This is a genomic window from Streptomyces sp. NPDC003300, assembly GCF_040610915.1.
Classification (GTDB): domain Bacteria; phylum Actinomycetota; class Actinomycetes; order Streptomycetales; family Streptomycetaceae; genus Actinacidiphila.
The window spans coordinates 125,666-137,322 of the sequence record NZ_JBEXNE010000011.1 but is presented as its reverse complement, the minus strand read 5'-3'; the positions used below and the strand labels follow the sequence as shown (position 1 = coordinate 137,322).

At 70.1% G+C, this 11,657-nt stretch carries 11 protein-coding genes; all 11 read left to right on the top strand.

All coding sequences use genetic code 11. The features are described from left to right. Nucleotides 1–550: 550 nt before the first annotated feature. The 11 genes from ABZX65_RS18440 to nuoK are packed head-to-tail and all read left to right on the top strand — an operon-like array spanning nt 551 to nt 11,647. Complete coding sequence (locus ABZX65_RS18440; RefSeq protein WP_355340462.1) at nt 551–910, top strand: NADH-quinone oxidoreductase subunit A; 360 nt, start codon at nt 551–553, stop codon at nt 908–910. 55 nt (nt 911–965) lie between these two features. Further along, nucleotides 966–1,520, top strand: coding sequence for an NADH-quinone oxidoreductase subunit B family protein (locus tag ABZX65_RS18435; RefSeq protein ID WP_355340459.1), 555 nt, complete (start codon nt 966–968; stop codon nt 1,518–1,520). After that, nucleotides 1,517–2,242, top strand: a complete 726-nt coding sequence (locus tag ABZX65_RS18430) for an NADH-quinone oxidoreductase subunit C (RefSeq protein WP_355340456.1) — start codon at nt 1,517–1,519, stop codon at nt 2,240–2,242. Before ABZX65_RS18435 ends, ABZX65_RS18430 begins: the two co-directional genes overlap by 4 nt. After that, nucleotides 2,242–3,576: an NADH-quinone oxidoreductase subunit D gene (locus ABZX65_RS18425; protein ID WP_355340453.1), complete on the top strand. Its 1,335-nt coding sequence runs from the start codon at nt 2,242–2,244 to the stop codon at nt 3,574–3,576. The genes ABZX65_RS18430 and ABZX65_RS18425 overlap by 1 nt, the downstream gene beginning before the upstream one ends. Then, nucleotides 3,573–4,460 (top strand): NADH-quinone oxidoreductase subunit NuoE, encoded by an 888-nt coding sequence (gene nuoE, locus ABZX65_RS18420; protein ID WP_355340450.1) that lies wholly within the window; start codon nt 3,573–3,575, stop codon nt 4,458–4,460. The genes ABZX65_RS18425 and nuoE overlap by 4 nt, the downstream gene beginning before the upstream one ends. Then, nucleotides 4,460–5,794 carry an NADH-quinone oxidoreductase subunit NuoF gene (gene nuoF, locus ABZX65_RS18415; RefSeq protein WP_355340447.1) on the top strand — a complete coding sequence of 445 codons (1,335 nt, stop codon included), beginning with the start codon at nt 4,460–4,462 and terminating at the stop codon, nt 5,792–5,794. The genes nuoE and nuoF overlap by 1 nt, the downstream gene beginning before the upstream one ends. Then, nucleotides 5,791–8,289 (top strand): NADH-quinone oxidoreductase subunit G, encoded by a 2,499-nt coding sequence (locus ABZX65_RS18410; protein ID WP_355340444.1) that lies wholly within the window; start codon nt 5,791–5,793, stop codon nt 8,287–8,289. Before nuoF ends, ABZX65_RS18410 begins: the two co-directional genes overlap by 4 nt. Then, nucleotides 8,286–9,710 carry an NADH-quinone oxidoreductase subunit NuoH gene (gene nuoH / locus ABZX65_RS18405; protein ID WP_355340441.1) on the top strand — a complete coding sequence of 475 codons (1,425 nt, stop codon included), beginning with the start codon at nt 8,286–8,288 and terminating at the stop codon, nt 9,708–9,710. The genes ABZX65_RS18410 and nuoH overlap by 4 nt, the downstream gene beginning before the upstream one ends. Then, nucleotides 9,703–10,404: an NADH-quinone oxidoreductase subunit NuoI gene (gene nuoI / locus ABZX65_RS18400; RefSeq protein ID WP_355340438.1), complete on the top strand. Its 702-nt coding sequence runs from the start codon at nt 9,703–9,705 to the stop codon at nt 10,402–10,404. The genes nuoH and nuoI overlap by 8 nt, the downstream gene beginning before the upstream one ends. Continuing rightward, nucleotides 10,401–11,351, top strand: a complete 951-nt coding sequence (locus ABZX65_RS18395) for an NADH-quinone oxidoreductase subunit J (RefSeq protein ID WP_355340435.1) — start codon at nt 10,401–10,403, stop codon at nt 11,349–11,351. The genes nuoI and ABZX65_RS18395 overlap by 4 nt, the downstream gene beginning before the upstream one ends. Beyond that, nucleotides 11,348–11,647, top strand: coding sequence for an NADH-quinone oxidoreductase subunit NuoK (nuoK, locus tag ABZX65_RS18390; protein WP_355340432.1), 300 nt, complete (start codon nt 11,348–11,350; stop codon nt 11,645–11,647). Before ABZX65_RS18395 ends, nuoK begins: the two co-directional genes overlap by 4 nt. Nucleotides 11,648–11,657: the final 10 nt, after the last annotated feature.

Genomic DNA, 11,657 nt, shown 5'->3' with positions numbered 1-11,657 from the left:
GTTGACGTGCTCACGGCTCAAATGCCCCGTTTGTGATCTTGGTGCGCGAGCACTTTCGCCCGGTTTCGGATAAGCGGTCACCTATGCGCTCGTGCGCGCTTTCACGCGGGTGAATCACGTGTGAATGCCGGGCTCCGGGGCCGTCGCCGCTCGACCGCCGCGCGCTATCACGTGGAGTCGTCCAGCGCCAATTTGCCTCTGCCGAGCGCGCCTTGATAATGCGCGCACCGCTCTGACCAGCGACAACGCTTCCGCTTGTGACGTGAAGTGATCCTTTGCGGCCGTTCCGCACCATGATCACCGCTCATCCGACTTCATGATCGTTCGTCAGGTGGTGGAGATCACAAAGGTCTTGGCGTACCCCGTGTCGCAGATCACAGACCGGCAGGCATAGGATGCAGGCGGCTCAGGCTTGTGAACTGCCTCACATAGAAGCGATCTTCGTCGTTTCGGTGACGCGGACCATGGGCAAGGGCCGGCTCCTCCGCCCACCTCGGCGGGGGGACACCCACGCAGTCACTGGCGACTGAAAAGGAAGGAGCGGGGGACGGTGAATGCCTACGCGCCCATCCTCGTGCTGGGAGGCCTTGCGGCCGGCTTCGCGATCTTCTCCGTTTTCATGGCCTCGATCATCGGGCCAAAACGGTACAACAGGGCCAAACTGGAAGCGTATGAGTGCGGCATCGAGCCCACCCCGCAGCCGGTCGGCGGGGGACGCTTCCCGATCAAGTACTACCTGACGGCGATGCTCTTCATCGTCTTCGACATCGAGATCGTCTTCCTCTATCCCTGGGCCGTCACCTTCGACCGGCTGGGGATGTTCGGCCTGGTGGAGATGCTCCTCTTCGTGCTCACCGTCTTCGTCGCCTACGCGTACGTGTGGCGGCGCGGCGGCCTGGAGTGGGACTAGGGAACGCCGAGAGGACCAGGGGACCAGGGGACAGAAGGGGACCAGGAGCCAACGCATGGGTATCGAAGAGAAACTGCCGAGCGGATTCCTGCTCACGACCGTGGAGACCGCCGCGGGCTGGGTACGTAAGGCGTCGGTCTTCCCGGCCACCTTCGGCCTGGCCTGCTGCGCCATCGAGATGATGACCGCGGGCGCCGGGCGCTACGACATGGCCAGGTTCGGCATGGAGGTCTTCCGCGGCTCGCCGCGCCAGGCCGACCTGATGATCGTGGCCGGCCGGGTGAGCCAGAAGATGGCCCCGGTGCTGCGCCAGGTCTACGACCAGATGCCGAACCCCAAGTGGGTCATCTCGATGGGTGTCTGCGCCTCCAGCGGCGGGATGTTCAACAACTACGCGATCGTGCAGGGCGTCGACCACGTCGTGCCGGTCGACATCTACCTGCCCGGCTGCCCGCCGCGCCCCGAGATGCTGCTGGACGCGATCCTCAAGCTGCACGAGAAGATCCAGCACTCCAAGCTCGGCGTGAACCGCGAAGAGGCGGCCCGCGAGGCGGAGGAAGCGGCCCGCAAGGCGCTCCCGACGATCGAGATGAAGGGCCTGCTGCGGTGACCAGCAACACTCCCGAGACCCCGGAGAACCTGCCGGGACAGCGCGCCGACGCCGGTGAGGTCATCGGCGTCCGCAAGGGCATGTTCGGTGCCAACAACGGCGGCGACACCAGCGGTTACGGCGGCCTGGTCCGTACCGTCCGGCTGCCCGGCGCGAGCAACAGGCCCTACGGCGGACCCGACGGCGTCTTCGACGAGATCGCCGACGAGCTGGAAGGCGCGTTGGAGGAGCAGGGCCTGCCCCCGGCCGAGGCGATCGAGAAGACCGTCGTGGACCGCGGCGAGCTGACCTTCCACATCGCCCGCGAACACCTGGTCACCGTCGCCAGGACGCTCCGCGACGACCCGGCGCTCCGCTTCGAGCTGTGCCTCGGCGTCAGCGGCGTGCACTACCTCGGCGACGAGGGCCGCGAGCTGCACGCCGTCTACCACCTGCGCTCGATCACCCACGCGCGGCTGATCCGGCTGGAGGTCAGCGCCCCCGACGCCGACCCGCACATCCCGTCGCTGGTCTCGGTCTACCCGACCAACGACTGGCACGAGCGCGAGACGTACGACTTCTTCGGCATCGTCTTCGACGGCCACCCGGCGCTCACCCGGATCATGATGCCGGACGACTGGCCCGGTCACCCGCAGCGCAAGGACTACCCGCTCGGCGGCATCCCCGTCGAGTACAAGGGTGCCCAGATCCCGGCTCCCGACCAGCGGAGGTCGTACAGCTAATGAGTACTCACCACGCCCCGCAGCAGGCCGACGAGCGGGAGACCACCGAAGGCCGGGTCTTCACCGTCACCGGCGGTGACTGGGACGAGCTGGCCGAGACCGTCAGCAAGGCCGACGACGAGCGCATCATCGTCAACATGGGCCCGCAGCACCCGTCCACCCACGGTGTGCTCCGGCTGATGCTGGAGATCGACGGCGAGACGGTCACCGAGGCCAGGTCGGGCATCGGCTACCTGCACACCGGCATCGAGAAGAACATGGAGTTCCGGACGTGGACCCAGGGGTCCACCTTCGTGACGCGCATGGACTACCTGACGCCGCTGTTCAACGAGACGGCGTACTGCCTGGCCGTCGAGAAGCTGCTCGGCATCACCGAGCAGGTGCCGCAGCGCGCCACCGACATCCGCGTGCTCATGATGGAGCTCAACCGGATCGCGTCCCACCTGGTCTGCATCGCCACCGGCGGCATGGAGCTGGGCGCGACCACGATCATGATCTACGGGTTCCGCGACCGCGAGTACATCCTCGACATCTTCGAGCTGATCACCGGCCTGCGGATGAACCACGCGTACGTCCGCGTCGGCGGCCTCGCGCAGGACCTGCCGCCCGGCGCGATCGACCTCGTCCGCGAGTTCGTGAAGACATTCCGCAAGAATCTGCCCGAGTACGACAAGCTCGCCACCGGCAACCCGATCTTCAAGGGCCGCATGGTGGACGTCGGTTACCTGGACCTCGCCGGGTGCATGGCGCTCGGCGCCACGGGACCGATCCTGCGCGCCGCCGGACTCCCGCACGACCTGCGCAAGTCCGACCCGTACTGCGGTTACGAGAACTACGACTTCGAGGTGCCGACCGCCGACACCTGCGACTCCTACGGCCGCTTCCGGGTCCGCCTGGAGGAGATGCACCAGAGCCTGCGGATCGTCGAGCAGGTGCTCGACCGGCTCGCGCCGGGCCCGGTGATGGTCGAGGACAAGAAGATCGCCTGGCCCGCGCAGCTCGCGCTCGGCCCCGACGGCCTCGGCAACTCGCTCGACCACATCAAGAAGATCATGGGCACCTCGATGGAGGCCCTGATCCACCACTTCAAGCTGGTGACCGAGGGCTTCCGGGTCCCGGCAGGACAGTCCTACGCGGCGATCGAGTCGGCCAAGGGCGAGCTGGGGGTGCACGCGGTCAGCGACGGCGGCACCCGCCCGTTCCGGGTGCACTTCCGCGACCCGTCCTTCACCAATCTCCAGTCCATGGCGGCGATGTGCGAGGGCGGCCAGGTCGCCGACGTCATCGTCGCGGTGGCGTCCATCGACCCCGTGATGGGAGGCGTCGACCGATGACAGACGTGGCCATGGGTGCCACCGGGGGAGTGTCCCTGGGCATCCCGCAGATGCCCGCCCCGGACTTCCCGGCCGATGTGCGCGCCCGGCTGGAGGCCGACGCCAAGGAAGTGATCGCCCGCTACCCCGGATCGCGCAGCGCCCTGCTGCCGCTGCTGCACCTCGTGCAGTCCGAGGAGGGGTACGTCACCAGGACCGGCATCCGGTTCTGCGCCGAGGTGCTCGACCTGACCACCGCCGAGGTCACCGCGGTGGCGACCTTCTACACGATGTACCGGCGCAAGCCGTCCGGCGACTACCAGGTCGGCGTGTGCACCAACACGCTGTGCGCGGTCATGGGCGGCGACGCGATCTTCGACGAGCTGAAGCAGCACCTCGGCGTCGGCAACGACGAGACGACCGAGGACGGCAAGGTCACGCTGGAGCACATCGAGTGCAACGCGGCCTGCGACTTCGCGCCCGTCGTGATGATCAACTGGGAGTTCTTCGACAACCAGACGCCGGAGTCGGCCAAGCAGCTCGTGGACGACCTGATCGCCGGACGCGAGGTCCGGCCGACCCGCGGCGCGCCCCTGTGCACGTACAAGGAGACCGCCCGCATCCTGGCCGGTTTCCCCGACGAGCGCCCCGGCGCGGTCGAGGCCAGCGGCGGCGCGGGCCCCGCGTCCCTCACCGGTCTGCGGCTGCACAAGGGCGAGACCCCCTCGCGGGTCGTCACCCAGCGCGCCGACTCGCCGCGTGACACACCGGCCGGGCCGCGGGACACCCCGTCGCCCGCCCAGCACGCCAGCTCGCACGACGCGCCCAACAAGACCGCCGAGTCCGACCCGGCCAACGCCGCGGACCCGGTGGCCGACAACGCCAGGCAGGAGGAGGGCGAGTGATGACCGTGGACTCGGCGGAGAAGCTGCTCGCCCCCGTGCTGTCGGCCTTCTGGGACGAGCCGGAGTCCTGGACCCTGGCCACCTACCGCAGGCACGACGGCTACCAGGGCCTGGACAAGGCGCTCGCGATGGCGCCGGACGACGTGATCGCGTACGTGAAGGACTCGGGACTGCGCGGCCGTGGCGGCGCGGGCTTCCCGACCGGCATGAAGTGGCAGTTCATCCCGCAGGGCGACGGCAAGCCGCACTACCTCGTGGTCAACGCGGACGAGTCGGAGCCGGGCACCTGCAAGGACATCCCGCTGCTCTTCGCGAACCCGCACTCCCTCATCGAGGGCATGATCATCGCGTGTTACGCGATCCGCTCCAGCCACGCCTTCATCTACCTGCGCGGCGAGACGGTCCCCGTGCTGCGCAGGCTGCACGAGGCGGTGCGCGAGGCGTACGCGGCCGGTTACCTCGGCCGTGACATCCAAGGCAGCGGATTCGACCTGGAGTTGACCGTCCACGCCGGCGCGGGCGCGTACATCTGCGGTGAGGAGACGGCGCTGCTGGACTCCCTGGAGGGCCGTCGCGGCCAGCCCAGGCTCCGCCCGCCCTTCCCCGCCGTGGAGGGCCTGTACGCCTGTCCCACCGTGGTGAACAACGTGGAGTCGATCGCCTCGGTTCCCGCGATCATGCAGCGCGGCAAGGACTGGTTCAAGGCGATGGGCAGCGAGAAGTCCCCCGGCTTCACGCTGTACTCGCTCTCCGGGCACGTCGCCAAACCCGGGCAGTACGAGGCGCCGCTCGGCATCACGCTGCGGCAGCTCCTCGACCTCGGCGGCGGCATGCGGCCGGGACACCGGCTCAAGTTCTGGACGCCCGGCGGCTCCTCGACCCCGATGTTCACCGACGAGCACCTGGACGTCGCGCTGGACTACGAGGGCGTCGGCGCCGCCGGATCGATGCTCGGCACCAAGGCGCTCCAGTGCTTCGACGAGACGACCTGCGTGGTGCGGGCCGTCACCCGCTGGACCGAGTTCTACGCCCACGAGTCCTGCGGAAAGTGCACGCCGTGCCGCGAAGGCACGTACTGGCTCGTCCAGTTGCTGCGTGACATCGAGGCGGGCAAGGGCCGGCCCGAGGACCTGGACAAGCTCAACGACATCGCCGACAACATCAACGGCAAGTCCTTCTGCGCGCTCGGCGACGGCGCCGCCGCCCCGATCTTCTCCTCTCTGAAGCACTTCCGCGCGGAGTACGAGGAGCACATCGAGCGCAAGGGCTGCCCCTTCGACCCGGCCCGCTCCACCGCCTGGGCCGACAAGTCCCGTACGGAGGCCCACGCGTGACCGTCACTACCAACGCACCCTCCGGAGGGGGTCAGGCGGCGGTGCCGCCGGAAGATCTCATCTCCGTGCAGATCGACGGCATCGCGGTGTCCGTCCCCAAGGGGACGCTGGTCATCCGGGCCGCGGAACTGCTCGGCATCGAGATCCCCCGGTTCTGCGACCACCCGCTGCTCGACCCGGCCGGGGCCTGCCGCCAGTGCATCGTCGAGGTCGAGGGCCAGCGCAAGCCGGTCGCGTCCTGCACGATCACCTGTACCGACGGGATGGTCGTCAAGACGCAGCTCTCGTCGCCGGTCGCCGAGAAGGCGCAGCGCGGCGTGATGGAGCTGCTGCTGATCAACCACCCGCTGGACTGCCCGGTCTGCGACAAGGGCGGCGAATGCCCCTTGCAGAACCAGGCGATGCAGGTCGGCGACACCGACTCGCGCTTCGAGGGCAAGAAGCGGACGTACGAGAAGCCGGTGCCGATCTCCACCCAGGTGCTGCTGGACCGCGAGCGGTGCGTGCTGTGCGCGCGCTGCACCCGGTTCAGCAACCAGGTGGCGGGCGACCCGATGATCGAGATGCTGGAACGCGGCGCGCTCCAGCAGATCGGCACCGGGGTCGGCGACCCCTTCGAGTCGTACTTCTCCGGCAACACCATCCAGATCTGCCCGGTCGGCGCGCTCACCTCGGCCGCGTACCGCTTCCGCTCCCGGCCGTTCGACCTCGTGTCGTCGCCGTCTGTGTGCGAGCACTGCGCGGGCGGCTGCGCGACCCGTACCGACCACCGCCGCGGCAAGGTCATGCGGCGGCTGGCGGCCGACGACCCGCAGGTCAACGAGGAGTGGATCTGCGACAAGGGCCGCTTCGGCTTCCGCTACGCGCAGCGCCCCGACCGGCTGAGCCACCCCCTGGTCCGCAACGCCGAGGGCGAACTCGTCCCCGCGTCCTGGCCCGAGGCGCTGGCCGCCGCCGCGGCCGGGCTCAGCGCGGCGCACGGCCGCGCCGCGGTGCTGCCCGGCGGACGCGTCACCGTCGAGGACGCGTACGCGTACGCCAAGTTCGCCCGCGTCGTGCTCGGCACCAACGACGTGGACTTCAGGGCCCGCGCGCACTCCGCCGAGGAGGCCGACTTCCTGGCCGCCACGGTCGCCGGGCGCGGCCTCGACCTGTCGGGCACCGGCATCACGTACACGGCGCTGGAGAAGGCACCGGCCGTACTGCTGGCGGGACTCGAGGCCGAGGAGGAGGCCCCCGGGGTCTTCCTGCGGCTCCGCAAGGCGCACCGCAAGCGCAAGCAGCAGACGTACGCCCTGGCCACGCACGCCACCCGCGGCCTGGAGAAGGCGGGCGGCGTCCTGCTGCCCGCCGCCCCCGGCACGGAACCCGAGTGGCTGGACGCGCTCGCGGGCGGTGTCGGCCTGGACGAGACCGGGCAGGCCGCGGCCGAGGCGCTGCGCGCCGCGGGCGCCGTCATCCTGGTCGGCGAGCGGCTGGCCGCCGTGCCCGGCGGGCTGACCGCCGTGGTCCGGCTGGCCACGGCCACCGGCGCCGCGCTGGCGTGGATTCCGCGCAGGGCCGGTGAGCGCGGCGCCGTCGAGGCGGGCGCGCTGCCCGGACTGCTGCCCGGCGGCCGTCCGGTCACCGACCCGCGGGCCCGCGCCGAGGTCGCCTCGGTGTGGGGTCTGCCGGAGCTGCCGCACCGCTTCGGCCGCGACACCGGCCAGATCGTCGAGGCCGCCGCCGCGGGCGAGCTGGCGGCCCTGGTCGTCGGCGGCGTCGAGGTCGCGGACCTGCCGGACCCGGCCCGCGCCCGCGAGGCGCTGGACGCGGTCGGCTTCCTGGTCAGCCTGGAGCAGCGGCCCAGCGAGGTCACCGACCGCGCCGACGTCGTCCTCCCGGTCGCCGCGGTCGCCGAGAAGACCGGCACCTTCCTCAACTGGGAGGGCAGGGCCCGGATGTTCGACGCGGCCATCAAGCCCGACCAGGCCACCAACCGGCACCAGCTCCCGGACGCCCGCGTCCTGACGATGCTGGCCGACGCGCTCGACGTCCGGCTCGGCCTGGCCGACGTGCGGGGCGCGCGCTCCGAACTCGACCGGCTCGCCGGGTGGGACGGCCCCTGGGGCAGCTCGCCGCTGGAGTCCGCCGGATCGCTGCCCCGCCCCGAGGCGGGCCAGGCGCTGCTGGCCGGACACCGGCTGCTGCTCGACCAGGGCCGCCTCCAGGACGGGGACGACGCGCTGGCCGGCACCCGGCACGCGGCCGTCGCCCGGCTGTCGGCCGCCACCGCCGCCGAGGCCGGTGTCACCGACGGCGACCCGCTGACGGTGACCGGGCCCGCGGGCGCGGTCACGCTGCCGCTGGTCGTCACCGCGATGCCCGACCGGGTGGTGTGGCTGCCGCTGAACTCCGCGGGGAACGGCGTCGCCTCCGACACCGGTGCCCGTACGGGCCAGGTCGTCTCCGTCGGCAGCGCCGCCGCGGTCACGCAAGAGGAGGGCACCCGATGAGCGCGCCACTGACCCAGCTCGCCGCCACCACGGAGAATCTCTCCTGGTTCGGCAACGACATCTGGTGGCTGATCATCCTCAAGGCGGTCTTCTGCTTCGCCTTCGCGATGCTGACCGTGCTCGTCGCCATCGTGTGGGAGCGCAAGGTCGTCGCGTGGATGCAGTTGCGCATCGGCCCGAACCGGCACGGCCCCTGGGGCATGCTCCAGTCCCTCGCCGACGGCATCAAGCTGATGCTGAAGGAGGACATCGTCGTCAAGCGGGCCGACAAGGTGGTGTTCATCCTCGCGCCCGTCGTGGCGGCCATCCCGGCCTTCATGGCGTTCGCGGTGATCCCCTTCGGCCCGGCCGACAACGAGGTGTCGATCTTCGGCCAGCGCACCGCGCTCCAGCTCACCGACCTCCCGATCGGCCTGCTGTTCATCCTGGCCACCGCGTCGGTCGGCATCTACGGCATCGTCCTGGCGGGCTGGTCGTCCGGATCGACGTACCCGCTGCTCGGCGGCCTGCGCGCGTCCGCGCAGATGATCTCGTACGAGATCGCGATGGGCCTGTCCTTCGCGGCGGTCTTCCTCTACTCCGGCTCCATGTCGACGTCGACGATCGTCGAGGCGCAGCACGACCGCTGGTACGCGATCCTGCTGCCCGTCTCGCTGATCATCTACATCATCGCGATGGTCGGCGAGACCAACCGCGCGCCGTTCGACATGCCGGAGTCCGAGGGCGACCTGGTCGGCGGCTTCAACACCGAGTACAGCTCGATCAAGTTCGCGCTGTTCATGCTCGCCGAGTACGTGAACATGGTGACGGTCTCCGCGGTCGCGACGACGCTCTTCCTCGGCGGCTGGCGCGCCCCCTGGCCGATCAGCACGGTCTGGATCGGCGCGAACCACGGCTGGTGGCCGATGCTCTGGTTCATCGTCAAGGTCCAGTTGCTGCTGTTCTTCTTCATCTGGCTGCGCGGCACCCTGCCCCGGGTCCGCTACGACCAGTTCATGAAGCTGGGCTGGAAGGTCCTCATCCCGGTCTCCATGGTCTGGCTGATGCTGGTCGCCGCGGTCCGCGCGATGCGCAACGAGGACTACGACTTCACGAAGATCGTCCTGTACATCGGCGGTGTGGTGATCGCGCTGCTGCTGATCTCGCTCATCGCGGACGTCTTCAGGGACCGCGAGGAGAAGAAGGCCGCCGTCCGCGGCGGCGGCGCGCTCGCGCCACCGGACCGCTTCGACCCGATGGCGGGCGGCTATCCCGTACCGCCGCTGCCGGGTCAGGAGGCGGAGCGGGTGCCGCGGCGCCCCAGCCGGGCGGCACAGCCCCAACTCGTGGGTGCCGCCAGCGCGTCCGGCGTGTCCGGCGCGGCGGAACCGGACGTCCAGGATGCCCCCGAGCAGGAGAAGAAGGAGGACGGCGATGCCTGAGTTCCTCGGCCCGGTCGCAGGCTTCGGCGTGACCTTCAAGGCCATGTTCAAGAAGCGGCTGACCGAGCAGTACCCCGAGTACAAGAAGCCCACCGCCCCGCGTTTCCACGGCCGCCACCAGCTCAACCGGCACCCGGACGGCCTGGAGAAGTGCGTCGGCTGCGAGCTGTGCGCGTGGGCCTGCCCGGCGGACGCCATCTACGTGGAGGGCGCGGACAACACCGAGGAGGAGCGCTACTCACCCGGTGAGCGCTACGGCCGCGTCTACCAGATCAACTACGCCCGCTGCATCCTGTGCGGCCTGTGCATCGAGGCGTGCCCGACGCGCGCGCTGACGATGACCAACGAGTACGAACTGGCCGACCGGACCCGCGAGTCGCTGATCTTCACCAAGGAACAGCTCCTGTCCGGGCTCGAGGAGGGCATGGTCGACTCGCCGCACTCGATCTTCCCCGGCATGGACGAGGGCGACTACTACCGCGGCGCGGTCACCGAGGCCGCGCCCGGCACCGTACGGCAGGTCGCGGTCTCCAAGGGCGAGAAGCCGGACGAGACGGTGCGGACCGACGGCGCCACCGCGGCGGACGCGCCCGACGCGCCCGAGACGGGCTTCACCAGGACCGACGCCGAGGGCGCCGCGGTCGCGCCCGCCCCCGGCGGCGGCACGCCCGCGGGAACGGGGGACGAGGCATGATCGCCGCGACCTCCCAGCTCGCCGCCTCCCAGCTCGCCGCCGCCGCGTCGCAGACCTCCACCGGTGAGGCCGTCCAGTTCTGGATTCTGGGCACGGTCGCCGTGCTCGGCGCGCTCGGCACCGTCCTGATGAAGAAGTCCGTGCACAGCGCGCTGTCGCTGGCCGGGACGATGATCGTGCTCGCGATCTTCTACCTGGCGCAGGGCGCGTACTTCCTGGGCGTCGTGCAGATCGTCGTCTACACCGGCGCGATCATGATGCTCTTCCTCTTCGTCGTCATGCTGGTCGGCATCACCGCCGCCGACTCGCTGAAGGAGACGCTCAAGGGCCAGCGCTGGATGGCCGCGGCCTGCGGTCTCGGCTTCGGCATCCTGCTGATCGCCGGGATCGGCAACGCCTCGCTCGACACCTTCGCCGGTGTCGGCCAGGCCAACTCCGCGGGCAACGTGCCCGGTCTGGCCCGGCTGATCTTCACCAAGTACGTGTGGTCCTTCGAGATCACCGGCGCGCTGCTGATCACCGCGGCCATCGGCGCGATGGTGCTCACGCACCGCGAGCGCACCGAGGAGCGGCGCACCCAGCGCGAGCTGTCCGAGGCGCGCGTGCGCGGCGGCGTACAGGTCACCCCGCTGCCCGCGCCCGGCACCTACGCCCGGCACAACGCGGTGGACATCCCCGCGCTGCTGCCCGACGGTTCCATCTCGGAGCTGTCGGTCAGCGCCACGCTGCGGGCCCGCGGCCAGATCCGTGACGTGTCCGCCGACGCCCTGCACCGGCTCGCCGAGCTGGACCAGCGCACCGAGGAGTACCTGGAGCGCGAGCCGGAGCGTACGGCGGTGGAGCGCAAGGCCGAACGGGCCGAGCGCGAGACCGTACGCGAGGCCGACCGGGAAGCCGCACGAGAGGCCGACCGGGCTTCCGACCGGGCCGAGGAGGGTGCCAAGTGAATCCGGCCAACTACCTGTACCTGTCGGCGCTGCTGTTCACCATCGGCGCGGCGGGCGTACTGATCCGGCGCAACGCGATCGTGGTCTTCATGTGCATCGAGCTGATGCTGAACGCCTGCAACCTGGCGTTCGTCACCTTCTCGCGGCTGCACGGCAACCTCGACGGCCAGGTGATCGCGTTCTTCACGATGGTGGTCGCCGCCGCGGAAGTCGTGGTCGGCCTGGCGATCATCGTGTCGATCTTCCGCTCCCGCCACTCGGCTTCGGTCGACGACGCCAATCTCATGAAGCTGTAGAGGGGCTGCG

Excerpts from the sequence above, each read along its gene's own strand:
- ABZX65_RS18435 (WP_355340459.1), top strand. The coding sequence starts at position 966 with ATGGGTATCGAAGAGAAACTGCCGAGCGGATTCCTGCTCACGACCGTG.
- ABZX65_RS18425 (WP_355340453.1), top strand. The coding sequence starts at position 2,242 with ATGAGTACTCACCACGCCCCGCAGCAGGCCGACGAGCGGGAGACCACC.
- nuoE (WP_355340450.1), top strand. The coding sequence starts at position 3,573 with ATGACAGACGTGGCCATGGGTGCCACCGGGGGAGTGTCCCTGGGCATC.
- nuoF (WP_355340447.1), top strand. The coding sequence starts at position 4,460 with ATGACCGTGGACTCGGCGGAGAAGCTGCTCGCCCCCGTGCTGTCGGCC.
- nuoH (WP_355340441.1), top strand. The coding sequence starts at position 8,286 with ATGAGCGCGCCACTGACCCAGCTCGCCGCCACCACGGAGAATCTCTCC.
- nuoI (WP_355340438.1), top strand. The coding sequence starts at position 9,703 with ATGCCTGAGTTCCTCGGCCCGGTCGCAGGCTTCGGCGTGACCTTCAAG.
- ABZX65_RS18395 (WP_355340435.1), top strand. The coding sequence starts at position 10,401 with ATGATCGCCGCGACCTCCCAGCTCGCCGCCTCCCAGCTCGCCGCCGCC.